23 protein-coding genes are annotated in these 26250 nt (G+C 44.3%); 11 read left to right on the top strand and 12 right to left on the bottom strand.

Features of this window, described 5'->3' with window-relative positions; genetic code table 11:
• The first annotated feature begins 59 nt into the window (after positions 1-59).
• Together AC23P2_RS14565 and AC23P2_RS14560 are read left to right on the top strand one after the other, a co-directional pair.
• On the top strand, positions 60-965 hold the full coding sequence (locus AC23P2_RS14565) for a glycosyltransferase family 2 protein (RefSeq protein WP_487773880.1): 906 nt from the start codon (positions 60-62) through the stop codon (positions 963-965).
• Positions 966-971: 6 nt separating this feature from the next.
• Positions 972-1754, top strand: a complete 783-nt coding sequence (locus AC23P2_RS14560; RefSeq protein ID WP_487773879.1) for a class I SAM-dependent methyltransferase — start codon at positions 972-974, stop codon at positions 1752-1754.
• Here the strand turns inward: AC23P2_RS14560 and ytxJ are convergent.
• Positions 1749-2090: a bacillithiol system redox-active protein YtxJ gene (gene ytxJ / locus AC23P2_RS14555; RefSeq protein ID WP_487773878.1), complete on the bottom strand. Its 342-nt coding sequence runs from the start codon at positions 2088-2090 to the stop codon at positions 1749-1751. The two genes, AC23P2_RS14560 and ytxJ, sit on opposite strands and share 6 nt — an antisense overlap.
• A gap of 63 nt (positions 2091-2153) precedes the next feature.
• Here ytxJ and AC23P2_RS14550 point away from each other — a divergent pair, with 63 nt between their 5' ends.
• On the top strand, positions 2154-3443 hold the full coding sequence (locus AC23P2_RS14550) for a 3-deoxy-D-manno-octulosonic acid transferase (protein ID WP_487773877.1): 1290 nt from the start codon (positions 2154-2156) through the stop codon (positions 3441-3443).
• A gap of 37 nt (positions 3444-3480) precedes the next feature.
• Here AC23P2_RS14550 and AC23P2_RS14545 read toward each other — a convergent pair whose 3' ends face one another.
• From AC23P2_RS14545 to AC23P2_RS14535, 3 genes are all read right to left on the bottom strand, one after another.
• Complete coding sequence (locus AC23P2_RS14545; protein ID WP_487773876.1) at positions 3481-6120, bottom strand: DUF5686 and carboxypeptidase regulatory-like domain-containing protein; 2640 nt, start codon at positions 6118-6120, stop codon at positions 3481-3483.
• A gap of 66 nt (positions 6121-6186) precedes the next feature.
• Positions 6187-7995, bottom strand: a complete 1809-nt coding sequence (uvrC, locus tag AC23P2_RS14540; RefSeq protein WP_487774034.1) for an excinuclease ABC subunit UvrC — start codon at positions 7993-7995, stop codon at positions 6187-6189.
• 73 nt (positions 7996-8068) lie between these two features.
• Positions 8069-12364, bottom strand: coding sequence for a GEVED domain-containing protein (locus AC23P2_RS14535; protein ID WP_487773875.1), 4296 nt, complete (start codon positions 12362-12364; stop codon positions 8069-8071).
• Positions 12365-12599: 235 nt separating this feature from the next.
• On the opposite strand from AC23P2_RS14535, the gene AC23P2_RS14530 reads away from it, so the two are divergent.
• On the top strand, positions 12600-13286 hold the full coding sequence (locus AC23P2_RS14530; protein ID WP_487773874.1) for a hypothetical protein: 687 nt from the start codon (positions 12600-12602) through the stop codon (positions 13284-13286).
• A gap of 157 nt (positions 13287-13443) precedes the next feature.
• On the opposite strand, the gene AC23P2_RS14525 is transcribed toward AC23P2_RS14530, so the two are convergent.
• The 4 genes from AC23P2_RS14525 to AC23P2_RS14510 all read right to left on the bottom strand — a co-directional run bounded on the left by AC23P2_RS14525 (position 13444) and on the right by AC23P2_RS14510 (position 15720).
• Complete coding sequence (locus AC23P2_RS14525) at positions 13444-14265, bottom strand: TonB family protein (RefSeq protein WP_487773873.1); 822 nt, start codon at positions 14263-14265, stop codon at positions 13444-13446.
• An 18-nt stretch (positions 14266-14283) separates the two neighbouring features.
• Entirely contained in the window at positions 14284-14688 is a 405-nt protein-coding gene (locus AC23P2_RS14520) for an energy transducer TonB (protein ID WP_487773872.1), read from the bottom strand.
• A gap of 107 nt (positions 14689-14795) precedes the next feature.
• The gene (locus AC23P2_RS14515) at positions 14796-15320 is read right to left on the bottom strand and encodes a hypothetical protein (RefSeq protein ID WP_487773871.1); all 525 of its coding nucleotides are present in this window, start codon (positions 15318-15320) and stop codon (positions 14796-14798) included.
• 40 nt (positions 15321-15360) lie between these two features.
• Positions 15361-15720, bottom strand: a complete 360-nt coding sequence (locus tag AC23P2_RS14510) for a PadR family transcriptional regulator (RefSeq protein WP_487773870.1) — start codon at positions 15718-15720, stop codon at positions 15361-15363.
• A 108-nt stretch (positions 15721-15828) separates the two neighbouring features.
• Here AC23P2_RS14510 and AC23P2_RS14505 point away from each other — a divergent pair, with 108 nt between their 5' ends.
• Both AC23P2_RS14505 and AC23P2_RS14500 read left to right on the top strand, forming a co-directional pair.
• Positions 15829-16044: a cysteine-rich CWC family protein gene (locus AC23P2_RS14505; RefSeq protein ID WP_487773869.1), complete on the top strand. Its 216-nt coding sequence runs from the start codon at positions 15829-15831 to the stop codon at positions 16042-16044.
• A gap of 226 nt (positions 16045-16270) precedes the next feature.
• Positions 16271-17635: a monooxygenase gene (locus AC23P2_RS14500; protein ID WP_487773868.1), complete on the top strand. Its 1365-nt coding sequence runs from the start codon at positions 16271-16273 to the stop codon at positions 17633-17635.
• Here AC23P2_RS14500 and AC23P2_RS14495 read toward each other — a convergent pair.
• The 4 genes from AC23P2_RS14495 to AC23P2_RS14480 all read right to left on the bottom strand — a co-directional run bounded on the left by AC23P2_RS14495 (position 17632) and on the right by AC23P2_RS14480 (position 20633).
• Complete coding sequence (locus AC23P2_RS14495; protein WP_487773867.1) at positions 17632-18279, bottom strand: response regulator; 648 nt, start codon at positions 18277-18279, stop codon at positions 17632-17634. The genes AC23P2_RS14500 and AC23P2_RS14495 overlap by 4 nt on opposite strands.
• An 8-nt stretch (positions 18280-18287) precedes the next feature.
• Positions 18288-18962, bottom strand: a complete 675-nt coding sequence (locus tag AC23P2_RS14490) for a sensor histidine kinase (RefSeq protein WP_487773866.1) — start codon at positions 18960-18962, stop codon at positions 18288-18290.
• A 138-nt stretch (positions 18963-19100) separates the two neighbouring features.
• Complete coding sequence (locus AC23P2_RS14485) at positions 19101-19730, bottom strand: hypothetical protein (protein WP_487773865.1); 630 nt, start codon at positions 19728-19730, stop codon at positions 19101-19103.
• A gap of 15 nt (positions 19731-19745) precedes the next feature.
• Positions 19746-20633 carry a hypothetical protein gene (locus tag AC23P2_RS14480; RefSeq protein ID WP_487773864.1) on the bottom strand — a complete coding sequence of 296 codons (888 nt, stop codon included), beginning with the start codon at positions 20631-20633 and terminating at the stop codon, positions 19746-19748.
• A gap of 20 nt (positions 20634-20653) precedes the next feature.
• Here AC23P2_RS14480 and AC23P2_RS14475 point away from each other — a divergent pair, with 20 nt between their 5' ends.
• The 5 genes from AC23P2_RS14475 to AC23P2_RS14455 all read left to right on the top strand — a co-directional run bounded on the left by AC23P2_RS14475 (position 20654) and on the right by AC23P2_RS14455 (position 26248).
• The gene (locus tag AC23P2_RS14475) at positions 20654-21838 is read left to right on the top strand and encodes a hypothetical protein (RefSeq protein ID WP_487773863.1); all 1185 of its coding nucleotides are present in this window, start codon (positions 20654-20656) and stop codon (positions 21836-21838) included.
• Between the two features lie 2 nt (positions 21839-21840).
• Positions 21841-22356: a hypothetical protein gene (locus AC23P2_RS14470; RefSeq protein WP_487773862.1), complete on the top strand. Its 516-nt coding sequence runs from the start codon at positions 21841-21843 to the stop codon at positions 22354-22356.
• Positions 22353-23993 carry an ABC-F family ATP-binding cassette domain-containing protein gene (locus AC23P2_RS14465; RefSeq protein WP_487773861.1) on the top strand — a complete coding sequence of 547 codons (1641 nt, stop codon included), beginning with the start codon at positions 22353-22355 and terminating at the stop codon, positions 23991-23993. The genes AC23P2_RS14470 and AC23P2_RS14465 overlap by 4 nt, the downstream gene beginning before the upstream one ends.
• A gap of 401 nt (positions 23994-24394) precedes the next feature.
• A complete protein-coding gene (locus tag AC23P2_RS14460) occupies positions 24395-25420 on the top strand; it encodes a glutamine synthetase beta-grasp domain-containing protein (protein ID WP_472493571.1) in 1026 nt (341 codons plus the stop codon).
• A 93-nt stretch (positions 25421-25513) separates the two neighbouring features.
• Complete coding sequence (locus AC23P2_RS14455) at positions 25514-26248, top strand: class I SAM-dependent methyltransferase (protein ID WP_487773860.1); 735 nt, start codon at positions 25514-25516, stop codon at positions 26246-26248.
• The last annotated feature ends 2 nt before the right edge of the window (positions 26249-26250 follow it).

The raw sequence follows: 26250 nt of genomic DNA, 5'->3' as shown, positions 1-26250 counted from the left end.
TTTCAGGAGGCCATCAAGCCCCCTAAAAAGCTCCGTTTTTTCATTCTCAAAGTACTTTCATGGAGTTTACGCACACAAAAGTCTCCCTCTCCTATTCTCCCGTCTTTTCGATTCTCATCCCTTCGTGGAATAACCTCGACTACCTAACGTGTCTTGTCAATAGCCTCCGAAAAAATAGCCGTTATCAGCACCAAGTCATCGTTCATGTCAACGAAGGAAAAGATGGTACCGAAGAATGGGTAAAAGCACAAGGCGATATTAGCTATACCAAAAGTAGTCAGAACTCAGGGGTTTGTTACGGCTTCAACGCCGCTTCTCACTTGGCCATTGCCGATTATTTGGTGTTTATCGACGACGACATGTATGTCTGTCCCGATTGGGATTTTTATTTGTTGGAAGAAATAAAACAGCAAAAAAACGATAAGTGGTGCATCAGCGGAACGATGATTGAAGGTTTTGACAATGGCAATGCCTGTGTTATTACCAACAAAAACTACGGAAAACACCCTTCAGAGTTTGACGAAGCTGCTTTTTTATCAGAATATGCCAGTTTTCCCAAAGACGACTGGAACGGTAGCCAATGGTACCCGATGGTCTTGCCAACGTTTGTGTATCGGGCCGTAGGTGGGCTGAGTATTGAGTTCTTTCCTGGCATGTACAGCGACCCCGATTTTATGATCAAACTGTGGCATTATGGGGTACGGTATTACAAGGGAATTGGCAAAAGTCGGGTGTATCATTTTGCCAGTCGAAGCACCGCGCGTGTAAAGCGCAACGACGGTCGAACGCAATTTATCTTAAAATGGGGGCTGAGTAGCAATACTTTTTTCAAAAATTACCTTAAAATTGGGGCAAAATTTTTGGGCACTCTTCCAGAACCCGAAGAAAATACCACGTTACGACTCAAAAAACAAATTGACCGCTGGAAGGTAAAACTCAAAAGCCGTCCCGTAGATATATCCTAGCACCTTATGTCAACTTTAAAAGAACAAATCAAGCTGGTTCCGCATTCAAAAGGCAATGCACTGACGTTTATTCACCAATACCTTGCCCAAAACGACGTTCGGCAAAAAACCGTGATTGACGTCTCAGCGGGGTCGGGCTACGTGGCTAATCTTTGGCACAAAGCAGGGGCCACTGTCCGTGCCTTTGATATGCACCCCGACATCCTCCGAAGCGATGCTTTGACTTGTTCTCCGATTGATTTGACCAAGCCGCTACCTATTGCCTCAAACTCTGCCGACTATGTGCTTTTGATGGAAACGATTGAGCATATTCCTGACCAGACGTCACTATTGAAAGAGCTGGCTAGAATCCTCAAACCCAACGGTTTACTGATTATCACCAAACCCAACAACAGCAGCATGAGCGGCCGAATGGCCAATGTATGGGTAGAAGCCGAACGGAGCGACATGTTTTTGTCGAACGAGGCAGAGGTGATAGGCTACGACGACCAACACCTCTACAACGGTCGGGTGTATCTCTGCAACGTGCAGCGCCTGCGAACGATGGCGAGTTTGGCAGGATTAAGGTACCGAGCTGTTTATTCCAACCAGCTGAGTGTAAGCTCTTTGGTTTGGTTTGTATTTTTTGGGGTGTACCTCTATCTGCGTTCTTTTTTGACTTTTAAGAAGATGGCAAAACACTCGCACAATGACCGAGAAAAGGAAGTTTTACGCGAACAACACCAGCTCAATACCCATCCGACGGTACTCCTTCACAAGCACCTGTGTATTGTTTTTAGCAAACTATGAGGCTACTTGTTCTTTAATCGCTTCGAACGTCACATCGTAGTGTGAGGCATCGAAGATACTTTCGCCGTTGCGAATCAGTATGGCTTGGGGTGACTCATGCCATACGTCAAATTCTTCGGCAATTTTATTGGAAATGGGGCGATACGCTATCAAATCGAGGTAATATGGCTTGAGATTGCCGACTTCTTGTTCGTTCCAATCCCTTTCTAACCGACGCAGTGTAGTGGCACTAATTGAACAACGGGTACTGTGTTTAAAAAGTAAAACAGGATATTGGCGGGATTCTTCCTTGATTTCTTCTAATTGAGCGACGTCAGTGAGTCGATTCCAGTTCATTTAATTTGACACGTAAGAGGTTGATTGAATACTTTTACTGGTCTAACGTAACTTATTCAAAAATTGTTCGCATTTTTCTATACCATTGGCTTACATCTTTTGGTCTTTCTGGCCAACATCGTCGCGCTTTTCCATCCCAAAACGCGCAAATGGGTAGAGGGACAAAGAGGCACGTTGTCATTCCGAGGGAACGAGAAATCTAACACCCTCGTCTTCTGGGTTCATGCCGCGTCGTTGGGAGAATTTGAACAAGGGCGACCCGTCATCGAAGCGATTCGTACCGAATACCCTCATGCGCGTATTGTGCTAAGTTTTTTCTCGCCGTCGGGCTACGAAATCCGCAAAGACTACGACCAGGTGGACGATGTTTGTTACTTACCCGTCGATACCCCCCGAAACGTCAGGCGTTTTTTGGATAGCGTCCAACCCGACGTGGCGTTGTTTATCAAATACGAATTTTGGTATAACTACCTCCACGAGCTCAAAAAAAGACAAATTCCAACCTTTTTATTTTCCGCAATTTTTCGCCCCAACCAACTGTTTTTCAAACCCTACGGAGGCTTTTACCGACGAATGTTGTTTTGTTTCAACGAGATTTTAGTGCAAAACGAGGCATCCAAACAATTACTCAATTCCGTAGGCTATTCGTCCGCGACCGTTGCAGGTGATACCCGCCTCGACCGCGTCGTGCAAATTGCCACACAAGCCAAAAGCTACCCTGTTATTGAAGCATTTAAAGGCACTGCCCCGCTTTTGGTCATTGGCTCTGCCTGGCCAGACGATATGGAGGTGTTGATTCCGTTTTTGAACCAGTGGGAAGCTCCGCTCAAGGTCATCATTGCCCCTCACGAAATCAATACCGAACAAATCCAGCAATGGCAAAAATCACTCAAGAAACATAGTGAGCGGTTTACGGTTTACAGTTTACGGTTTGGGGTTGATAATTTACAAGTTGGAGATGAAGGGGCATCACTCGACACTCTGCATTTTCCCCTCGACATTCTCTTTCTAGATACGATTGGTATGCTGGCTTCGCTATTTCGGTATGCCGATTTTGCTTACGTCGGCGGGGCATTTAAGGATGGATTGCACAATACGATGGAGCCTGCGGTGTATGGAATACCGATTTTCTTTGGGCAACCTTTTTATCAGAAATTCCAAGAAGCGCTAGATTTGTTGCATTTGGGCGGTGCTACCACGGTTGCCACTACCCAAGAATTTACGACGGCTTTTACTGAAGTATATCAAAACCTCGAAATCCGCCAGCAAAAGGCGGGTATTTGCTACAATTATGTACAGAAAAATGCGGGTGCCACGGCCAAAGTGATGGTATCCATACGAAGCGCGTTTTAGCCTCCCGAAAGTTTTAAAACTTTCGGGAGGCTTGGTTTTAATTACCAAACTTAAACGTTGTCCCCACCCGAAAGGCCGTGTGGTCGTACTTGAAGTTATTGAAAACCGCAATCGCTTCTACCCTAAAAAACGGAAACCCTGGAATAAGGCCATCCAACGCATAACCCACTTCGGTATAATGCTTGGCCATCGGAGTTAGTAGATAATGCACCATCAGGTTTTCTTTTAGGCCCGCCAAGCGCACAAGAGGTAAGCGAGTAAGCAAAAAACGGCGGTAAACGTTGGTAACGTGTGCTTCCAAATAACGTTCCGACGTGCTATATTCATAAAAAGGCAACGACCGAAATCGGGTATAGCTATCGCCGTACAAGATGAATGTGCGATTTCCCATAAAATGCTTATAATCCATCAGATACACCGACCGACGATTAAGAAATGCCCCCGCCGAAACGGCATAATGCAGTTCACTTTTGATGCCCGTTTCTAGGTCTTGACGAATATCAAACTCCACGCGATCATAATCAACAGCGCTGTTTCCAATCGTCGGAATTCCTTTGGCATACCGCAACGTCAGCGACGGATTGTTGTTTTCGAGGTAGCGTTTTCGGCCGTTGTACAGGCGGTATTTTTGGCCAGGCTTCCACGTCAGGGCCACGTCTAGTGTGAGGGCATTGTGCGGGGCAAAGGTGTAGTAAGAATCCGCTTCTAAGGCATTAAGTCGGTGGCTATGTTCGCGGTTGTAAGGTGCATTGGGCGTAAAAGCATATTGGTTCCAGCGAATCCAAGGGCGCTGGTTTTCCAGGTTTTCTAGGGCATAACGACGTCCAAATTCAATCCCTCCCGAAATACTCAACACATCGGCGAGGCGCGCGTAATTAAATGCCAATCGGCCAAATTCCTTTTCGTATATTTTCATGTAATTGTTTTCAAACAACAAAGTCGCTGAGGTATTGATGGAAGGGGAAATGGGATTTTCTGGATTAAACTGTGCTACATACCTCCCGCCCGTCAATGAAATACCGCGACGACGCCCCTGCCAGCCCGTGCTTAGCGTCCCCAACAACTCCCGCCGACCAATGGCATAACGCCCCAACGGCTTGATATAAAAGGTATTTGCTTGTTTGAAGCGTCGAATAAAATTTAAGCTACTTTCCAATACGTATCCCTCAACGGTATTGTAGCTAAAATTCTGCAACCGCAGCGGCCCTTCGTATTCCAATCGCCACTGTTTCGACAACTTAAAGGTGCGCCCCGATAACAATGCCATCAAATCGAAATTGGTAGAATCTTTTTTTGCTTTGGTGCTATCAGCCTTTATTTTAGCCACTTTTACCACCCTTACACTGTCCGAATGATGGTAGCTCTTGGTTTCGAGTTCGGTGAGCGGAATGGTGCGAATTTCGTTCCAAAAAGCATCATTACGTTTGTTGGCCATGGAATCAATGACGATGGAGTCGCTACGAACCACATTTACATCTTCCTTTTGGGCTTTACGCTCGTTGCGGTCTTGTTTTTCGTACTCTTTTAACATTTTTCTGAGTTGCTTGCCCGAAACCTCTTTTTGCTGCGCGGCCAATTCATTCAGTTTTTTGGTACGAAGGTCTTTTTTAGAAATATCACTCGATGGCTTTTCGATTTTTTCGTCCAACACCACCACATTTTCCACAAAAGCAGGATTAACCTTTAAGTCATTGTAAGTCAGCGAAATTGCGTGATTAAACTCACCCGTAAACCCTAACAACGACCCCGCAAAACGGATTCGACTGGTAGTTGGCAACCATACGCCCTGCAACGGATTATAGACTTGTTTCATCTGAAAATCAAGCCCTTCGGCCGTTGTTTCAAGGTCAAGACTGTGAATTGCCCAGGTGTTTTCGATGATGTAAATTTGTCCTCTAAATACTCCTTCTCCGTACGATTTGGGAATCACTTTGATTTTATTAACCTCTAAATCACCCTCCCGAAAAGAGCCTTGGTACTCAAATTTATAATAAGTCAGCGCCTTGGGCGACAAGGGCGAAACGGCATCTCCCACTGTGGCATTATAAAAACTCGCCATAATAAACGCATTGGGACTTATGGCGTCTTGGTTGAGGCTATTACGGGTTGAGATGACGCGTTGGTTGTAAGTATTGGGTTGTTTAAATCGAATTTCACTTACACTTTCGTTCACAATCGGACGCCCCTCTTCAATGCCTTCTTTTTTGAGCGAACTCTCGGCGTAAAAAGGAATATTTTTTACCAAACCCGATGATTTGATGTACGCCCGCGCACTGTAAGATTGCACCTGCAACGCATGAAAACGCGCTTTGGCAATGGCTCGGCGCATAATGGTATAGGCGGGGTCTTCACTTTTGGAACCAATTCTTACTTCATTGATGATGAGGGCTTGTTCTTCCAAAGCGATGTTGAGCGTAATGGTCTCATTGGTGACTTCGATGGATTTGGTCAGCGCTTTGAAACCCAAATATTGAAACACTACCTCGTATTTGCCAGGCGCAAGCGTCAATTCATAGCGCCCTTCGGCGTTGGCAATGGTCCCCGTGCTCGTTCCTTTGATAGCGATAGTTGCATACGGGAGTGGCTCGCCTTTGGAGGTTTTAACTGTCCCTTTGATGCCAAAAGCTGCCGCAAACAATGGGGTAAAAGCCAGAAATAGTAGAAAGATTATTCTCATGGATTTCGGTAAATGCTCATTTTATTCATCAACGAATGGGAACTAAAAATCGTCTGTCACGTTACTCTACTCTCCTTGCTGTTGGGCAAAGTATTCTTTGATTTTTTGGGCTTTGTCTTTACCAACAAATTCGGCGATTTTCTCCGCATCTGCCTCGCGTATGGCTTTCACACTTTTAAACTCTTTGAGCAAATTGGCAGCCGTTTTCTTACCAATACCGTCCACATTTTCCAGTTCGCTTACAATGGCATTTCGGCTACGTTTGTCGCGGTGGTAGGTGATGGCAAAGCGGTGTGCCTCGTCGCGAATCTGCTGAATCAGACGCAGTGATTCCGATTTTTTGTCGATATACAACGGTAGCGTATCTTCAGGAAAATAGATTTCTTCCAACCGTTTGGCAATGCCCACAATCGGTACTTTTCCGTACAATCCAACCGCTTTTAAAGCATCGCAAGCGGCGCTCAATTGCCCTTTTCCACCATCGATTACAATCAAATCGGGCAAAGGCGCATTTTCTTCCAACAAACGCGTGTAGCGGCGGGTCACGACCTCATACATACTGGCAAAATCGTTGGGCCCTACCACCGTTTTAATCGAAAAATGTCGGTAATCTTTTTTTGAAGCCCGTCCTTCTTTAAAACATACCATCGCTGAAACAGGATTGGTACCCTGAATGTTTGAATTATCAAAACATTCGATGTGGCGCGGCAATGTTTTGAGCTGGAGGTCGGCTTTGAGTTTAATCAGTACGCGGTCGCGGCGGTTGGTGGTAGCACTTGCCTCAATGAGTTGGCGTTCTGCTTTTTCTTTGCGGAAATAATGCACATTTTTCAACGCCATTTCCAGCAAACTGCGCTTATCTCCAATTTTGGGAATGGTAATCTCGGCTTTAAAATCGGTGGTAATGTCGATGTTTGTGATGATTTCTTTGGCCTCACTTTCGTAAGTAGTACGCATTTCGAAGAGTACCAAGGCCAAAATTTCTTCGTCGGTTTCCTCCAGTTTTTTCTTTACCTCCAACGTCTGAGCCGCCATGATGTAGCCATTCACGATTTTGAGGTAATTGACATAAGCCGCCTCTTCGTCAGAAGCAATGACGATGACATCTACATTGCCAATTTTAGGATTGACGACCGTCGATTTTGTTTGAAAATTTTGGAGCAATTCCAATTTTATTTTCCACTCATGCGCTTTCTCAAACTCCAATTTTTCGGCCGCTTGCACCATATTTTGCTTAAAATACTGCTGCGGAATACTCATTTGTCCTTTGAGAATCTGCTGAATTTGCGCCACTTCCTGCTCATACTCTTCCAGCGGTTGCAAACCCACGCACGGCCCTTTACAGCGTTTGAGGTGGTATTCCATGCACACTTTGTACTTATCCGCCTTTATATGTTCGGGCGACAAGTTGAGGTTGCAAGTGCGCAGCGAATACAATTCTCGAAACATATCCAATAGATTATACATGGCACGTGGATTGGCAAAAGGGCCAAAGTAAGTCCCTGTTTTTTTATCAACGCGGCGGGTGGATTCGACGCGTGGAAAAGGCTCATTGAAAATCTTGATAAAGGGATATGTTTTGTCATCGCGGAGGAGGATATTGAAACGAGGCTGATACCGCTTAATAAGCTGGTTTTCAAGCAGCAGCGCATCAAATTCAGTATGTACAATGGTAAATTCAATCCGACGAATCTGACTTACCAAACGACGCGTCTTGCGGTCGGCGTGGTTTTTGACAAAATAACTACTGACCCGATTTTTAAGACTTTTGGCTTTGCCGACGTAAATAATTTCCCCCTCTTCACTAAAATAACGATACACCCCAGGTTCGGCGGGGATTTTGGCTAACTCAGCTTTATAGTCAAAAACAGACATAGTAATTAAAGGCATTGGATTTTTACCCAACGCAAAGTTCGCCAAAGTTTAGGGCAATCAAAAATGGGGACGTTTAATTACACCCACCTATTTGCGCTTTAAATACCGTTCCTGCTTCGGCCTGAAAACCTGGCTGGAGCGTCACCGAAGTGCCTGATTGGTACGTTACCGTGGTCGTTGTACCTGTCACTCGATTGGCCGCGCTAATGTTATTATTGGATTGTTTCAGCACACTACCCGTAGCAATGTCATCGGTTGGACTTACCAGCGTAATCACCTGATTACAAGGCGAATTACTATTATTGTTCACGACCAAAGTTGAAGTAGTATTTTTACAGCCTGTTGTTGTATCCGTAAAGGTGAATGTGGCCGTTCCTGCTTCCAAACCCGTCACTAATCCTGCATTTGTAACACTGGCCTTTACCGAACTATTGCTTATCCAAGTTCCGCCCGTTGCGGGGAACACCGTGGTGGTGTTACCCACGAAGATAGATGCGGTTCCGCTAAAACCGACCGTTGGAAGTGGATTAACGGTGATGGTGGCGGTAGGCGAGCTGACTGCATCACAAACCCCATTTTTTATAATAACACGATAGTACATCGTTTGCGTCAGGTTCTGTGTGGTCACGCTGGTGGAAGCAATAAAAACATCGGTAGCCGAACTAAAATCAGGTGTGAGTGCCCATTGCCACTTTTGCAATGCCCCTGTGTGGCCCGACAACGTCAATACCGCGCTATTGGGTCCCGTGCAAACTGCCCTACTTCCTGCCAAATTGCCTCCAGCACTCGCCACATCGACCGTTACAGTGGCAGTAGTGCTTGCCGAACATCCGTTGGCCGTCACGGTATAAGTAATCAGGCTACTTCCTGCACTGCCCCCCGTTACAACCCCTGAAGTAGGATGAATGGCCGCGACCGAAGGCGTCGCACTGCTCCACGTCCCGCCCGCTAGGCCATTGGTAGTCAGTGTAATAGGGACACCTACACAAAGTGCCAATGCTCCCGAAATGCTACCTGCATTTGGAGGTGTTGGCTCGACCAGTTTTTGGGTTGTTGTGTCAAGCGCCACACACGAGTTGTACGAAATAGAAAAGTTTTTGTACGTTCCAGCGGAGAGGTTGGCTAACGTAAAAGCATTGTTGGCAATCGACACGGTTTTGGGGCTGCCTGTACCGACAAACGATAGTTGGTAATTCCCACTGGGGATACTCGTAGTGGTAAAAGCAATGCTACCGTTGGCTCCTCCGCAGGTCGTAGGGTTGGTCACTGTACTTGCCATCAACCCAATCGACGTGGGGGTATTAACCGTTTTTGAGGTTAGGTCAAGTGCCGTGCAGCCATTCACGACAATCGTAAAATTGCTATACACTCCTGCTGGTACATTTGTTAGGGTAAACGAATTATTGGCAATCGCTACTGTTTTGGGACTTCCTGCTCCCGTATAAGAAAGTTGATAATTTCCACTTGGAATATTGGTTGTGGTAAAGGCAATAGCGCCATCTGTACCGCCGCACGTGGCCGAAGGAGTAACCGCTCCTGCTGCTAAAGTCGGCACTATTGAATGAGCGACCGTTTTGGACGTCGCATCAGTGCCCGTACAGTTGTTAGCCGTAATCGAAAAATTACTGTACGTTCCCGCCGACAAACCCGCCAATCCAAACGCGTTATTGCTCACTGTCACAGTTTTAGGGCTTCCTGCGCCCGTGTAACTCAACTGATACGTACCGCTTGGTACATAAGATGTTGAAAAAGCGATACTTCCGTCGGAAGCACCACAAACCGTGGCGTTGGTTATCGCCCCCGAAGTCAAGACTGGACTAGGTGGATTACTTACCGTTTTGGTCGTCGCATCACTTGCAGTACAGCCATTCACCGTCATCGAAAAACCACTATAAGTTCCGATAGACAACCCCGTTATAGAAAACGCATTGTTACTCACTGTCACGGTTTTGGGGCTTCCTGCTCCCGTGTAACTCAATTGATAACTTCCATTCGGTACATTTGTGGTCGTAAAAGGTATGCTACCATTGGTTCCTCCACAAGTTGTAGGGTTTACAGATACGCCTGATGCTAAGGTCGAATTAGCAATGACACTTACTGAAACGGCGCCCGTCATGGCTGTAGCTGTACAACCCGACGGGGTCGCCCACACCGTGTATGAGCCCGCAACAGTTTGATTTCCAAAGGACAACGCATTTCCAGTCCCCGTTATGGCTGTACCTACATTGGTATTGTCCCGTTTTAATTGATAAGAGACGCCTGTCTGTGAACCACTTAACCCCACAGCTACCCCCGTTCCTCCACTACAAAAACCACCTCCACCTGTCACAGTATAAGCAGTAGGTGCTGGACAAACAAGGTTGACGTAATAGTCTTCGGTTTCCCCATACGTAAAAGTGCCACACGGGTTGGTGGGAGCACTACTAAAATTGACAATAATTCTCATTCGGGTTTGGCCAATACTGCTTCCAGCTGGCACAGTAATGGTTCCTGTGATTGCCTGTGTTCTGGCAGAAGTTGTGGTAAAAAGCTTTTCGTTTGCCTGAAATTGAGCATCTTTATTCAAATCGACCCAAATGGCAATTTGGGCAGGGTTGTAATATCCTTCCAACGACACCGTAAAACTATTTGATTGCCCCAATGTCAAGCTTTTAACAGGAGAAGTGATGAAACTATACCCACCCGCAGCGCAGTCTGAGTTACTGCTTAGGGTGGTTCCTCCCAGCAGTACGCTTGTTATTAAAATACCATACGTACACCCATTGGTATGGGTAGGGATGCAGTAGGTGCCTGGCGAAGGTGTATTGTTGGTGGTGAAAGTCCCCGTGACAAAATCGGAGCAATTGGCATTGACACGCCATTCGTAGGCCGTGTTAGGGGTTAACGACGAAATTGTCCGATTTTTGTTTCCCGACGTGCCTGCTGAACTCCATGCCCCCGCCCCTACTTGTCGGTATTCGACGGCATAAAGACCTGCCGTGTGCGTCCATGAAACCAACGCTTGGGTACTATAGACCTCAAGAACAGCAAGGTTAGACGGCGCAACGGCACTTCCCAAACATTCTTGCGTTCGGCTCCGAATCAAATTGCCAGGATACATTCCAAAGCCGTTAGCAAAGTTGATACCCGTTGATGTCAAGTGGCAATAACTCATAATGGTACCGCCATTGGTTGGTGCAGGGCCAGGAGGACAACCTTCTTCGGTGGCATAACAGTTGTCGAGCGCCCCGCCAGGCCACGAGCAGCTTTGGGTATGGGGAGAGCCAAAATTATGGCCTAACTCGTGCGTTATCACTTCTACATTCCACGAATAAGTAGGCAAATTAGGGTTGTATGTGCTCAAGTTAGCACTCACCCCATGTCCGTACGATTTGGCACATAGCACATCTATATAAGCAACCCCGCCTCCCAGACTTCGTCCGCTCAAAAAATGAGCCAAACGACCATTAAACGATGTACCAATCGTGCTACGGAATGCACTCAATACATTACCACTACTCGTATAACCCACGTAAGGATCGGTGGTATCCCAGACTTTTATTTCAGAAATAACAACCGACAGCCCTTCATTGCTGTACAAAGTCGCCACTTTGCTAAAAACCGAATTGATGTAACTGACCGTATTGGCGATTGAGCTCCCTTGCTGACCAAACAAGGCAAAATCGGCTTCCAAATAAATTTCGACGGATCCACACGCAACGTTGCTCGCGAGACTACTTGTGGCAGGCGTTTCCTTCACTAGGTTTTGGCCCATTATCCGCACAGGCATTTCATCGGCGGCACAGGTAAAATTCGATTTTTGTTTTAAATCTTGCTCGTTAAATAGGATATAGTTCCCCGAATCACCCTCCAAACCTAGGTTAAAATTGCCTGTTTTTTGGGAAATTATCCCGCTGATTTTCCCATCAATGATACTAACCGAAGCAGTAGATTGGTTGTCACCTTTGACAATTCCTTGGTAAAACTTACCCAAATTTTGCGGCTCGACTACTTCGTTTTTGGCATTTAAAACCTTGAAATTTTTACCAAAAATAGTGTAAGGCACCAGTTCTAGTTCAATGTTCTTGGTAGCCGAAACTGGCAACGAAATTTCGATAAAGTTGCTATTGTCTTGCTGCAATTGCCCTACTTCTGGCTGATTCATCAAAAAACGATGAACTGTTGCCCCTTCGACAAATGCGGTATCGGCCGCAATTCTGGCCGAAGAGAAGGGTGTTGAAAAAGGGCGGTATCGCTTGGGCGTTACTTTCCCTTTTATTTGGTTGATTTGATTTGCAATAGTTCGTTGGGCAATGCCGTTATGACTTACCCACAAACATATTAAAAGCCACACTAACCGAATCGGACGCCTTGATAAAATGTTTTTCATTTGGAATATACCAATAATCGTTGAAAAAGAATACCATTGAAACGTTGTTTATCAGTAGGGCTTTATACAAAAGTGCATAATGCTGCCGTATTCTTCAAATACTTTTTTAATATTTTGGGGTAAAGGCAGCCCTTCTATGTCGGTCAAAAATGCTTAATTATTGATTTTCACTACATTTGCAGAATTTTCACCGTTTTATATACCAAAAAATAAATTTAATTTAATTGTCAAAGCCATGAAAAAAAGTTTTCTCGCTGCAATTTTAGTCGCCTGTTCGCTAGGGGCATCGGCACAGAATGAAGATTACAAGCATGTTTTAAGCGTCCAGTCGGGCGTGAGTTTATTTTCTTTTTTTCGGGGAAACATCACAGGTTCTACCCAATCGTCTGACACGACCGTTGCATTTTCTTCGGGACGGGCATCCACTACTCCGCAAATCAACCTTGCCTACGATTACGGAATCAACCATTGGTTTTCGGTAGGTGGCGCCGTAAGTTTTAACAAGTCTTCGCTCCAACTTAACGACGTTGTCTATAAGAAAAACGAAAACCTTGGCAATGTTACCTTAGGAGTTTCGCGCCTTACGATTGGTGCTCGGGCGCTATTCCATTATGGCAATGCCGACCGCATAGATATGTACTCGGGCGTGCGGCTTGGGATTGGAATTTGGGGCGTCAGTGGGAGTTCTAGCGCAGTAGATGGCAAGATGGACGAAATCTTCAAAGAAGCAGGTGGCGGTGGGCTTTGGCGCGGAATTATTGGCAACAAAGTAGGTGCAGGTTTTGCCATGCCACAAGTACAGGTTATTGTCTTCGGACTACGCGGCTACGTCACCGAACGCATTGGACTAAACGGCGAACTCGGCTTTGGTAGTCCGTATTTTGCTTCGATAGGTATCAATTACCGCATTGGTGGGTTGTAGGAATAACTTTTTTGTCACCTCGACGTAAGGCTTTTGTCACCTCGACGTAAGGAGAGGTCTAAGCCCGCAGCGCTTCCCGAGAACAGTAACATTCTCGGGAGGCTGTGTCAAGTGTGTGAAGATATTTAAAAAATAGGCTGTATGCGGTACTGTTTTTTTATTCTAACGTAAAGACAATCGGCATGTTGAATTTCACCCTTACTGCCCTCCCTGACTGCTTGCCAGGTTTCCATTTGGGCATGAGTTTCATCACACGCACGGCTTCTTCGTCGCAGCCAAACCCAACTCCTCGCGTCACGTTGATGTTTGACAAAGAGCCATCTGGCTCAACGGTAAAACTCAGATAGACTCTTCCTTGCACATTGCTTCGTTGCGCTTGCGACGGGTACCGTAAATTGTTCATCAAAAACGTACGTAGTCCGTTGATTCCTCCCACAAATTCAGGGTCAATCTCCACGCGTTCAAACACTTCTGGCTCTTTGGCAACAACTTCAGCGGGCTTCGCAGCCTCAGCAACGGGCGCATCTTCGGGAGGAGCTACGATGGCCACTTCTTCGGTAGTCCCTTCAATTGTTTCTTGCCCAGGATTTGCTTTTTCTAGCTCCTCCGTTAGGGGTGGAAGCTCCTCAATGGGCGGATTTTCAACGACTTCAGGTACCCGATACCGAACCGCCGCCACTTTGGGTTCTTCTTTCGGCTTTTCGAGTTCGGGCAGTGGCTTTTCTTCTTTTTTCTCCATTTTTACTTGCTCAAGCGTGTATTCTTTCATGTTTATTTGCGCCAGCTCGTTTGTTTTTAATTTCCCATAAATGGTTGGCACAAGCAACATGAGCAAAAACACCGTAACTCCAATAATAAGCGCTTTTTGGAGCACTTTAGGATACGACTTCCGTAGTTCATACGCCCCATAGGCTTGATTCCTTTGGGCAAAAACGATGTCATCCAGCGTATCATACGCTGCTAAAACTGTTGTTTTCATGGTTGTATTTAGGCTATTTTATTGAAACGGATATTTAAGAGTCAAATGAACTCGAACCCGCACGGCCTTTCCGCTTTGCCGTCCAGGTTCCCAAGGAGGAAATAGTTTTACAACCCGCAGAGACTCTTCGTCGCAGCCATGACCAGCACTCCAAGCTAGTTCAATATCAGATAACTGCCCTGTAGGTTCTACAATAAACTTGACCATTACTTTGCATTTCACATTAGCGCTTTGGGCGGCTTCTGGATATACAAAGTGTTTTTGTAAAAAGTAAGTCAACGAATCTTTCCCACCTTTAAACTGGGGAGGATGTTCGACGACCGAAAAGACAGGCTCAGTAATGTTCCTATTTTGACCCACTACCGACATTGGGACAAAATAGCACACAACAATCCCGCACCACTTCCAGTGAAGTAGCTTCATGGCTGCAAAAAATGAGAGAATTAGACCAATTTGAAAATTGGCTAATTTGAAAGTTAACGTTTAGGCATTTTCAAATTAATCAATTTTCAAATTTTCACATTGTATGATTAAGTCGTTGTCATGTGTTTGAGTTGTTGGTTTTTCAGGAACCAAGAGCCTATTGAGTAGGCAACTCCAGATAAGCCAAGCACCCACATGAAACCCGAAGGAGAAAAGAAATCCCAAGACCCTTTGACGATTCCTGACAAAAATGCCATCATCATCAAAAACAGCCCAACCCCCAAAATTAATGCACTACGCAGCGCAAACGGATAGGTTTGGCGAAGGTCGTAGGCACCGTAGTCTTTGTTACGAAACTCAAAAATAATATCGTCCAAGCTTGCACTTTGGAGTTGCTCTTCGGTCATGGCTACTTCGTGTTGGTAGGTATCGCGGAGATACTTTACGGCCATGTTGTTGGCTTCTTGCGTAATTTTTGCCAGCGCCAAATCAAAGTTATAGCCTTTCCAAAGGTATTCTTCAGCTTCGCAAGCCAAGTGATCAAGCAGTTCGGAAACCAAGCGATCATTGGTATTGTGACGAATAAGATGATCGTGTAAAGTGCTAAGTTGTTGCGGAGTTAACTTTTTCATGTCGGTAGTGTCGGTAGTGGTTATGAATACATTTCCAAAATCAGAGTTTAGCCAGAGACATTTCCCCATTCATGGGTTTTAGCAAGCTTTGCATAGCTTCAACAAATCGCTCAAAATCAGACACTTTCTGAACGGCTGTCGCGTTTCCACTCGGTGTGAGCGAGTAGTACTTGCGAAGCCGTCCATCCACTTCTTCTGACTCTGTCATAAGAAACCCGTCTTGTTCAAGCTTGTGTAATACAGGATATAACGCGCCAAAGGTTAGCGTTATTTCACCGCTTGTACGCTCTTTCACCGACTGCGTAATTTCATAGCCGTACATACGTCCTTGTTCGGCCAAAAGCTTTAATACTATCGTTTTGAGCGTGCCTCGTAAAAATTCGTTACTTGATGCTTCCATAAAATCGGTGGTTAGCTCGTTATTTACTATTTTTCTTAAATTGTATGAACAAATGTATATATAAGTTTTCTATATATCAAACAACCTGCAAAAAATATTTTTCTGCTCATGGCAACTTCCTCAAATTCAAGCCAAAGTCCAGTTTGTCCTCGTTGTGGGCAGGCATTTCGTTGTCAGCTTACAACTCAAGGTTCATGTGTTTGTTCAGAAATTACGTTATCCGAACAAACGCTTTCTGATTTGCGCACGCATTACGAAGGCTGTTTGTGCATAAAATGTTTGCAAGAAATAGCACGTACTTCTGCTGTACTGCTGGACACTTAGCATGTGTTAGTATGTGCTTCTGGATACTCATATCCAGAAGCCAAAGGTTTCTCAAAACCTTCATAAGAAAAATTTGCAAGAGGTTGCGAGAAACCTCGCCCGTTGGTTAGGAGTAACCAACGCCACAGTGCACGTGCTTTAAAAATTTAATCCTTACTTCAATAGCCTGAACATCAACAATTTGCTTTTGTTCGTTATCTTCACACGATTTTAAGATTTTTCTAGCATGAAAACCCGTTTCCTTACTTTACTACTCCTCTTTTCGGCCCTATTTATCGTTCTGATTTCGTGCCATACCGAATCGGAAACGGTGCTAGAAGAAGGTTCTTTCAAATTGGTTCAGACCCAAATTTTCGATAAATCGTGCGCCACGTCGGGTTGCCATTCGTCCGAACAAGATGCTTCTTACAAACAACACGGACTTGTACTTACCAGCAAAGTCTCTTACGATAATCTTCTCAACAAATTCCCCAAAAACACCGTCGCCAAAGACGACGGTATGCGCCTAATTACGCCAGGTGATGTGGCGAAAAGCTTTTTGTTTACCAAAATCAATTGCAGTGGGGCATCATTATTGGCAGGGCGTCAGTACGGTAACCCCATGCCGTTGGGCGCCAACAGCCTTTCGGTGGGCGAAATTGAGTTTGTTCGCAAATGGATTGAGGCAGGTGCACCTCGTTCGGGCGGCTCGGTCGATGCCAGCCTTATTTCCAACTCCGTACCCCTTTGCGGGTCAGGCTTTGGCAGTAATTTTACCGCCCTCGAAGCGCCTAATCCAACTGATGGCTTTCAACTTCACCTTGAACCCTTTGAGGTTTCAAACACGTTTGAACGGGAGATTTTTGTCAGAAAACCCGTCGGTAATGCCACCGAATTGTACATCAATCGGATTCAATCTCGAATGCGTCCTGGAAGCCACCACTTTATTTTGTACGACTTCAAAAACCAAGCAAACCTTCCTTCTTTAGGTCAAGTACGTGACTTACGCAATGCCGATGGCAGCAGCAATTTACTTACTTTTTTGAGTATGCAAAACCACGTATTCTGGGCAGGAACGCAAACCCAAGAACACGACTACAGTTTTCCTGATGGCATTGCGCTTCGGGTTCCTGCCAATTATTCGTTTGATTTTAACTCGCATTACGTCAACAAAACTGCGGGTAAAATTCCTGGAGAAGTGTATGTCAACTTGTATAAAATCGACAAGTCGAAGGTAAAAATTGTGGCTAACTCCCTAGATTTGAGCAACCAAGACCTTACACTACTCGCAGGCAAAAAGACGGTAGTGACGAAGAACTTTTTGTTTTCAAAACCCACAAAAGTGCTCATGCTCACGTCACATAACCATAAACTCGGCGAAAAATTTGTCATTAAAATTGTGGGAGGCGCTCGCAACGGTGAAGTGGTTTATGAAAGTACTGATTGGGAACACCCTTTGATTAAAAATTTCCCAGTGGCATTGGAATTTAAAAAAGGCGAAGGGCTGATGTCGGAAATTACGTACAACAATACTACCACTAAAACAGTCCGTTTTGGACTAACGAGTGAAGATGAAATGGGGATTATTTTTGGGTATTATTACGAACCTTAAAGTTCTACGATTTTCAGACGCACAGCCTCCATCACCATCGTAACGCGGGTTTTAACTCCCATTTTTTGGAAAACACTCTCTCGATACCCATCGACGGTGCGCGGACTAACGCACATTTTGTCGGCGATTTCGACGTACGTAAGGTCGCTACAAGCCAAACGGACAAAATCCATTTCTCGCTCATTGAGGTGCAAGGCCGCCACGGGGTCTTGGAGCGTTTCGGGATTGAGGCTTTTGATGAGTTGACTGGTGACAAAATCGGTGTAATATCGCCCTCTTTCTACCAGAGAATCAAGCGCTTGTTTCAGTTCAAAGGGTTTGCAGCCTTTCAACAAATAACCATGAGCCCCGTTGCGGAGCATTCCGATGATAGAAGCTTCGTTGTCGTTCATCGACAAAGCCAGAATCTTGATTTCAGGATGGTTGTTTTTGAGCCAAATGGCAGTTTCGTAGCCATCCATGACGGGCATATTGATGTCGAGTAGCACAATTTGGGGAATCATCCCTAGCTTGATGCGTCGAATGAGTTCTTCACCGTTGGCCGCTTCGTACAGCACCTCGTAGGCATCATATTTTTGTACCAAACCCGACAGCGCCCTCGCCATCAACTCGTGGTCATCCACAATTGCAATCGTAGTTTTCATACAGCCAGTTAGCTCCCCAGGGAAAAATGTTCAATTTTAATACAAACGGTAGTCCCTTCCTTTATCTTACTTTCAACGATACATTTACCGCCGATGAGCTCAGCGCGGCGTTGAATATTTCGAAGCCCTGCCCCTGATTTAGCAAATTCATTTCTCATAACACCTTCATAATCAAACCCTTTTCCATTGTCTTTGATTCTAATTTCAAAATTTGTAGGCTCATACACCACCGATACGTGCAAGGTGGTAGCGGCGGCGTGTTTCAAGGCGTTGTTAATGACTTCTTGCGCCATCCGAAACAAGACGATTTCATGCTGGTACCCCAACGGGTAAGGTGTCCCCAAAATGGTAATCTCAGTTTGGTAGCGGCGGGTCTTGCGAATCCGCTGCAATTCGTGCGAAAGGCTATCAATCAATCCAAAATCTTTGACAAAATCGCCGTCGAGGCTTTTAGTAAGCGCCCGGACATCGGCAATGGTCTGCTCGACTATCTGATTACTCTCCGAAATCTGCGATTTGGTACTTTCATCCTCTACCATTTCTTCCAGCACGTTGAGGTTGATCCTCAGTACCGACAGCAACTGCCCAATGTTATCGTGCAACTCCCGCCCCAGCTGCTGCATCGTGAGGTTTTGTACCTCTAGCTGCGTTTGAAGGATTTCTTGTTGGAAGGAAGCTTGCATGGCAGCTTTTTCTTGGCGGTTTTGAGTTTGACGGCGTTGGAAGATAAGAATATATATAATTATGAATATAACAAAAAATCCAAGTATAAGTATAACTACTAAATATGCTAAAACAATATCAATATCTTCCATTAACAATCATTTATTTAATTTCGCTTGATTTGACATTAATGAAATCAGATAACAGATATATAGAATCCAATTTGACCCAATTCTAAAATTTTTAAAAACAGGAATAAGGCTCACAAATCTATTTTCCATAAAATAATTAAATAAATTAAAAGCAAATATATTTATTATACTATACTGAAGCCATCCTATACTAATCCAAAAAAGAGGATAATGAAATACTGACTCATCTGTTACATTTTTTAATAATTTTGTAAAAAACAATAGAGACCAAAGAATATACAATAGGCAGGCAAGCGTTATTGAATAAGATGGAAGTTTAAATCTTTGAAAAAGAAGAAAAAAAAATACAGAGATAAATATAAAACTCAAATTTATTAGTCTAACATTCTTAAATCTTAGCTCATTCCAATAACTCTTGGTTACTAAAATAAACTGAATAGGTATATAAATATGATATATCCATAGGTTGTTCGCTGTTTTTTTTGCGATGAACATTGCCATAGATTCGCTAAAAAGTGTAATTAGGAGCAAACCCACACTCCAACGTGAAGCTTGCCCTAACTTTACCCAGTTCTTTAAACCAATTATACAACCTGCTACAATAATTAAGTAGTAAATGTATTGGTATGGTTTCATTTTAAGGTCATTTAGTTAATTTTCAGTCGGAGCACCTGGCCTAAGTTCTTGGCAACCTGAAGGTGGCGGGCAAGGGTCTAATACGTCAAGTACATACGCATTCGAGTTATAATTTGGCTGTCTGCTCTTATTAGTGCTATCTGCTGCTATAAAAGCAAAAGAAAATTTATGTGTTTTTCTAACTTTCGCACCAGTAGCATCAGTATATGTAAATGTCCTCGCATCAAACACTGGGTACATTCTTACAACATTCAATTTTTTACCTTTTGCATCATTTATAAAGGCTTCCATTTCAGACACAGCAAATGAGAAGTAATTAGGGAATATTTTAAACGCATCAATTTTCCTTCTGAATGTGTCACGTTTTGCTACAGCGGTATCAAACTCAATCCTCATAGATTTAACCCCTACTTTCATCCCCTCAGATAGCTTCGATAAAGAAATTAGGTTATCTCTTAAAGCGCCTAATGTTTTTATATCATTACTTGTCAGTTCTGACAGCTTAAATCCAGGATTTTTTATCTTATCAATAAGCTGTACCATTTCCAAATAATCACCCTGCGCAGTAGTCTCATCATCTTTGGGTGGTTCTTCTTTCCCACATTTAATTAGTAGAAAAGAAACAGAAAACAAAAGCATAACAAATAAGTGTTTCTTCATCTCAATAGAAATTAAAGGGTTTGACATAGATTTTGGTTGCTTCTGTAAGTTACCTAAGAACTTACTAATTGCAAAGGTATTTCTATAATAAATTTTCCAGTACGGGAAACTTACCATTTCCACTGGGGAAATCTCCCGTATTTTCCCCGTAAACCTCCCCTCTGCAAGACGAGCACCTTCTCCTAGTAAAAGATGTAAACTACTCACTACCTTTACATTACCATCAATTTCTACTATCTTCACTCTCCCAAACTCAACCCATTATGAATGACAGCCTAATTAAAAAACTTACCAAAAACCGAATCACCCACTACGACCTAAACCACCTCATGACAATAGCCACGAGCGATGACCTCAAATCCATCACTCAGTCGGTGTTTGACATGGACGAAGCGACGCTCCTCGAACGGTCGGCAGTGGAAGGCGCTACACGATGGCTCAATAGCATCAAAAACGACCGTCGCAAAGAGTTGTACGTGAAGAAAATTCAGCATCCGCCCCAAGATGGCCTCAAAAAAGTGGTGGCAGAAGGGGATTCTTGGTTCAACTATCCTCTCATTCTGACAGACATCCTCGACTGGATTAGTATGGACAAAAACACGGCTGTTTTTAGCCTTGCTTCGGCCTCCGATTGGCTGGTCAATATTCTAGCATCCAGGGAATACGTCAATGGTCTATCGGTCCATCAGCCCGACTTTTTCCTAATGAGCGGCGGAGGCAATGACGTAGGCGGTATGAGTCGCATGGCACTTATGGTTACTCATAGATTTAATGAAACCTCAGAATTAGCGTACAATGCTTGGGCCAAATACCTTATCGAAAATGCCCACGAAAAACCCTACCAACCCAACGACTCAAGTTTAAATAAAAGAAAACCAACCGAAGAAAGGTGGAACAGGGCGATGGGTTATTTATCTAAAGACTTTTTTGCGTTGATGATGCTGTTCCGTTTGCAGTACTACTCACTCTTTCATAGTCTGTTGGTAGATGGCAAAGATAAATTCCCCGACCTGAAAATTATTACCCAAGGCTACGATTTTCTGGTCCCTTCTGACAATAAAGGTTGGGGAGTCAATCCACTCAAATGGTATATTCCTGTCCTGCGCTGGATTGGGCATGGATGGTGGTTGAAAAAACCGTTGATTTTTAAAGGGTTATCTGGTGAAGAACTACAACTGGACATTCTCTATGCCTGCATGTATTTCTTCAACGAAATGATGATTGAACTCGAAGAGAAATTTATGGAGCTTCACCCAACGGCCAAAGGACGTCTTTTTCACATCGACTCGCGTGGATTGGTACAACCCAACGAGTGGACGGACGAAATTCACCCGCAGCCCCATAAGTTCAGAACTGTTGCCCAGACGTACCTCGACTGCATTCACGGGCGACCTCATCCCTCTGATTATAAGCACGTTTACCGTTCCATCAATCGACAAAAACCATAGCAATGAAAATTTCACTTCTCTTCATCGTTGTAGGTGGTCTAACGGCTTACCTATTTCTTACAACAGCGGCTATTTTTCAGGGGAATTTAGGGCCTAGCTGTAATTTCTGGCCTACTGCCGAGTGTTTAGAGGAAGGGCTTGAGTTGCTTACTACTATCCAAAAACGTCAACTTCTTGCAGTCATTCATATTGACTATTGGTACCTCATCTGCTATCCATTTTTACTTGGAATTTGGGTATATCGTGAAATGCAGGCGCAGACATGGCATTTGCCAAACACCCTACTCAGATTCTGCTTACTGGTAATCTTTGTTTTATTTTTGGCTGATGTGGCCGAAAACATCCTTTTAGGTCAAATCCTTCAAGACATTTCTTATCCTTTCAAAGCCCTTACTCTTGTCACTCGTTTGAAATGGATAAGTTTCGTTTTTATACTTTTAAGTCTTTTGATTAGCGTAATAGGTCGTAAAACAGGGCTTTTCCCCTTATCTTTGCGGCTCAAAAACCGAATTGAATGATTTCAGTAGATAACGTAACCGTAGAGTTTGGGGGAAGGGCCTTGTTTAGCGACATTACCTTCAACATCAACGAAAAAGACAGAATCGCCCTCATGGGCAAAAACGGAGCGGGAAAATCAACCCTCCTTAAAATTATTGCTGGGGCCGATAAGCCAACACGCGGCAAAATCTCCGCCCCCAACGACGCGGTTATCGCTTACTTGCCGCAGCACCTTCTTACCGTTGATGACGCTACGGTGTTTGAAGAAGCCCTCAAGGCGTTTGCCGAAGCGCAAGAAATGAAAAATGAGCTCGATGCCCTCAATCATCAACTGGAAACGCGTACCGATTACGACTCGGACGACTACATGGCGATTATTGAACGGGTATCGGAATTGAGCGAGAAATACTACTCTACCGAAGAAGTAAACTACGACGCCGAAGTAGAAAAAACGCTCCTTGGATTGGGCTTCGTACGCGCTGATTTTTCCCGCAAAACGAGCGAGTTTAGTGGTGGATGGCGGATGCGGATTGAGTTGGCGAAAATATTGCTCAAAACACCCGATTTGATCCTACTCGATGAGCCGACCAACCACCTCGACATCGAGTCAATTCAGTGGTTGGAAGAGTTTTTGGTCAATACCGCTAAGTCGGTGATCGTGATTTCTCACGACCGTGCTTTTGTCGATAACATCACCAACCGTACCATCGAAATCACGATGGGGCGTATTTATGATTATAAGGTAAACTACTCGCACTACTTACAACTCCGTAAAGAACGCCTCGAACAACAGCAGAAGCAGTATAGCGACCAGCAAAAAATGATTGCCGAAACCACCGAGTTTATCGAGCGTTTCAAGGGCACGTATTCTAAAACGTTGCAGGTGCAGTCGCGGGTCAAAATGCTCGAAAAACTGGACATTGTGGAAGTGGACGAAGTGGATACTTCTGCCCTCAACTTGAAATTTCCGCCCGCACCTCGTTCGGGAAATTACCCCGTTATTGTGGAAGATTTGAGTAAAAGCTACGGCGACCACCTTGTCTTCAAAAACGTGAGTATCACCATTGAGCGCGGCCAAAAAGTGGCGTTTGTGGGTAAAAACGGGGAAGGAAAATCGACACTTGTGAAGGCGATTATGGGCGAACTTGAGTACCAAGGCGACCTAAAAATCGGCCACAACTCCATGATTGGGTATTTTGCCCAAAACCAAGCGTCGTTACTCGACCCTGACTTGACCGTTTTCCAGACGATTGATAACATTGCGGTGGGCGAGATTCGCACCAAAATCAAGGATATTTTGGGCGCGTTTATGTTTGGTGGCGATAGTGTCAACAAAAAAGTAGGCGTACTTTCGGGAGGCGAGCGCACGCGTTTGGCCATGATTAAGCTGTTGTTGGAGCCCGTCAATTTGCTCATTCTTGATGAGCCTACCAACCACCTCGACCTCAAAACCAAAGACATTTTAAAAGATGCCTTAAAAGCCTTTGACGGAACTATCATTTTGATTTCGCACGACCGTGACTTCTTAGACGGGCTGGCCGAAAAGGTGTACGAATTTGGCAACCAACGGGTCAGAGAACACCTTGAAGACATCAACGGATTTTTACGCCTCAAGAAAATGGAGAATCTTCGGGAGATTGAGCGAAAAACCAAATAATCTTCTTTTTAGCATTTATTCACAAACCCCGTATTTCACGTCCGAAGTACGGGGTTTTGTTTTCTCTTGCTTACCAATAGGCTTTAAAGCCCTCGTACACATTTATCCTAAATTTTGTATTTTTACCAAAATTATCACCATATTACCTTTCTTTTCATTCTTACTTTTTACACATTTCCATTTTCACTAAACGATATAGGCTTTTTCTGAACAAACTTAGATTTGTACAATTTTTTAGCGTATTTATATAAAAAACACCAATTTTCTTTTATAATAAATGGCTAATGTTAAAAAATATAAAATTTTATTTGGTGTTTATTAAAAAACGCATTACTTTTGAATCCGTAAAAAGTACAACAACACCAAACTGATTTATTCAACCACCTTAAATTTTATTGTCAATGGCAAAGGCTAAATTAGAATACATCTGGCTAGACGGCTACAAGCCCACTCAAAGTTTGCGTAGTAAAACTAAGATTGAGAATAATTTCTCGGGTAAGTTAGAAGACTGCGACATGTGGTCGTTCGACGGCTCTTCAACAGAACAAGCACCAGGCGGCTCGTCTGACTGTTTGTTGAAGCCAGTTTTCATTTGCCCAGACCCAGAGCGTTCTAAATTAGGTACGCCTGCATACTTGGTAATGTGCGAAGTATTGAATGCTGACGGTACAGCACACGAGTCTAACGGCCGTGCGACTATCGAAGATGACGATAACGATTTTTGGTTTGGTTTTGAGCAAGAATATTTCTTGTGGAATCTTGAAATTAACAAGCCACTTGGCTTCCCTGCCAATGGTTACCCAGCTCCACAAGGCCCATACTACTGCTCAGTAGGTGCGAAAAATGCTTACGGACGTGACATCATCGAAGAACACCTTGAGTATTGCCTCCAAGCTGGCTTGAACGTTGAGGGTATCAACGCTGAGGTAGCAGCAGGTCAGTGGGAGTTCCAAATCTTCTCTAAAGGCGCAAAAGACGCTGGAGACCAAATTTGGGTAGCTCGCTATTTGTTGGAGCGTATGGGTGAAAAATACGGTGTAGGTATCAACTGGCATTGTAAGCCACTCGGCGATACCGACTGGAATGGCTCAGGTATGCACGCAAACTTCTCAAATACAATCTTGAGAACAGCTGGTAAGAAAGAAACTTTCGATAAAATTTGTCAAGCGTTTGCTCCAGTTGTTGCTGAGCACATCGCAGTTTACGGCGCAGACAACCACCTCCGTTTGACTGGCAAGCACGAAACACAATCAATTGATCAATTCTCATACGGTGTATCAGACCGCGGTGCATCTATCCGTATCCCTATCGTTGCTGTGAAGAAGGGTTGGAATGGATACTTAGAAGACCGTCGTCCAAATTCAGCTGCTGATCCATACAAAGTAGCAGCTCGTATTATCAAAACCGTTAAAGGCGTAGAAATCTGATTTTTGGAATACATAGCACTAAAAAACCCCGTCTTTGGCGGGGTTTTTTGTTTTTTAGGCTAACTTCGTTGTTTCAAGCCTCTTTACCATTACATGAACTATTCTGACCTTACTTTCAAAGACAGGAATCCTGTCAAACGGTACTTGCAACGCCAACGGCTCAAAGAAGTAGCTAAAAAGCTCACCCAAACCCTCAATAATCAGTCACATTTACACATCCTAGATTTTGGCTGTGGCAATGCCGAGCTTTATAAATACTTAAAAGAAAGCTTTCCTTCGTTTTCGTACATTGGCTACGACCCCAGCGAAAAGTACATAGCGGAAGCCCGCTCCAATGTGCAACTTGCTGCAAATGACGCTTTAACATTCCATAAAAATGAGATTTTGGACAAAAAATACGACCTCATTTTTAGCCTCGAAGTGTTTGAACACCTCCCTGACGACATAATGAGTCACGAACTTGCGACACTCCAAACGCTGCTGTCTTCCCACGGAATCTTGGTTGTAGCCGTACCAAATGAATTGTACTTAGTCGCTCTTATTCGAGGACTGTTCCGCATGACACGCCGATTTGGAGCCTACGATGCTACCCCTAAAAATGTTTTGCTTTCGACCTTAGGCTCTCCGCCCACCGACCGCCATAAAACCCTCAACAAAGCTGGCAATTACATTTGGGCACACATGGGCTTCGACTACCGAGTCTTAGGGAAAACGCTCCAAAGCTACTTTCAGGTCTCAGCACCGTTTGGGTCACCTTTTCCTTTGTTGCCGCTATTGTTTAACACAGAAGTCAATATCTTTTGTCGCCCCAAAAAGCAAAGAAGTTAACC

This window comes from Runella sp. R0.1_18 (genome assembly GCF_057652155.1).
Note: the sequence above shows the minus strand (reverse complement) of the source record. Positions and strands in the feature narration are given on the sequence as shown.

What these genes read in the sequence shown, in the direction of transcription:
- AC23P2_RS14565 (WP_487773880.1), top strand. Translation starts at nt 60, where the DNA reads ATGGAGTTTACGCACACAAAAGTCTCCCTCTCCTATTCTCCCGTCTTT.
- AC23P2_RS14560 (WP_487773879.1), top strand. Translation starts at nt 972, where the DNA reads ATGTCAACTTTAAAAGAACAAATCAAGCTGGTTCCGCATTCAAAAGGC.
- ytxJ (WP_487773878.1), bottom strand. Translation starts at nt 2,090, where the DNA reads ATGAACTGGAATCGACTCACTGACGTCGCTCAATTAGAAGAAATCAAG.
- AC23P2_RS14545 (WP_487773876.1), bottom strand. Translation starts at nt 6,120, where the DNA reads ATGAGAATAATCTTTCTACTATTTCTGGCTTTTACCCCATTGTTTGCG.
- uvrC (WP_487774034.1), bottom strand. Translation starts at nt 7,995, where the DNA reads ATGTCTGTTTTTGACTATAAAGCTGAGTTAGCCAAAATCCCCGCCGAA.
- AC23P2_RS14535 (WP_487773875.1), bottom strand. Translation starts at nt 12,364, where the DNA reads ATGAAAAACATTTTATCAAGGCGTCCGATTCGGTTAGTGTGGCTTTTA.
- AC23P2_RS14530 (WP_487773874.1), top strand. Translation starts at nt 12,600, where the DNA reads ATGAAAAAAAGTTTTCTCGCTGCAATTTTAGTCGCCTGTTCGCTAGGG.
- AC23P2_RS14525 (WP_487773873.1), bottom strand. Translation starts at nt 14,265, where the DNA reads ATGAAAACAACAGTTTTAGCAGCGTATGATACGCTGGATGACATCGTT.
- AC23P2_RS14520 (WP_487773872.1), bottom strand. Translation starts at nt 14,688, where the DNA reads ATGAAGCTACTTCACTGGAAGTGGTGCGGGATTGTTGTGTGCTATTTT.
- AC23P2_RS14515 (WP_487773871.1), bottom strand. Translation starts at nt 15,320, where the DNA reads ATGAAAAAGTTAACTCCGCAACAACTTAGCACTTTACACGATCATCTT.
- AC23P2_RS14510 (WP_487773870.1), bottom strand. Translation starts at nt 15,720, where the DNA reads ATGGAAGCATCAAGTAACGAATTTTTACGAGGCACGCTCAAAACGATA.
- AC23P2_RS14505 (WP_487773869.1), top strand. Translation starts at nt 15,829, where the DNA reads ATGGCAACTTCCTCAAATTCAAGCCAAAGTCCAGTTTGTCCTCGTTGT.
- AC23P2_RS14500 (WP_487773868.1), top strand. Translation starts at nt 16,271, where the DNA reads ATGAAAACCCGTTTCCTTACTTTACTACTCCTCTTTTCGGCCCTATTT.
- AC23P2_RS14495 (WP_487773867.1), bottom strand. Translation starts at nt 18,279, where the DNA reads ATGAAAACTACGATTGCAATTGTGGATGACCACGAGTTGATGGCGAGG.
- AC23P2_RS14490 (WP_487773866.1), bottom strand. Translation starts at nt 18,962, where the DNA reads ATGCAAGCTTCCTTCCAACAAGAAATCCTTCAAACGCAGCTAGAGGTA.
- AC23P2_RS14485 (WP_487773865.1), bottom strand. Translation starts at nt 19,730, where the DNA reads ATGAAACCATACCAATACATTTACTACTTAATTATTGTAGCAGGTTGT.
- AC23P2_RS14475 (WP_487773863.1), top strand. Translation starts at nt 20,654, where the DNA reads ATGAATGACAGCCTAATTAAAAAACTTACCAAAAACCGAATCACCCAC.
- AC23P2_RS14470 (WP_487773862.1), top strand. Translation starts at nt 21,841, where the DNA reads ATGAAAATTTCACTTCTCTTCATCGTTGTAGGTGGTCTAACGGCTTAC.
- AC23P2_RS14465 (WP_487773861.1), top strand. Translation starts at nt 22,353, where the DNA reads ATGATTTCAGTAGATAACGTAACCGTAGAGTTTGGGGGAAGGGCCTTG.
- AC23P2_RS14460 (WP_472493571.1), top strand. Translation starts at nt 24,395, where the DNA reads ATGGCAAAGGCTAAATTAGAATACATCTGGCTAGACGGCTACAAGCCC.
- AC23P2_RS14455 (WP_487773860.1), top strand. Translation starts at nt 25,514, where the DNA reads ATGAACTATTCTGACCTTACTTTCAAAGACAGGAATCCTGTCAAACGG.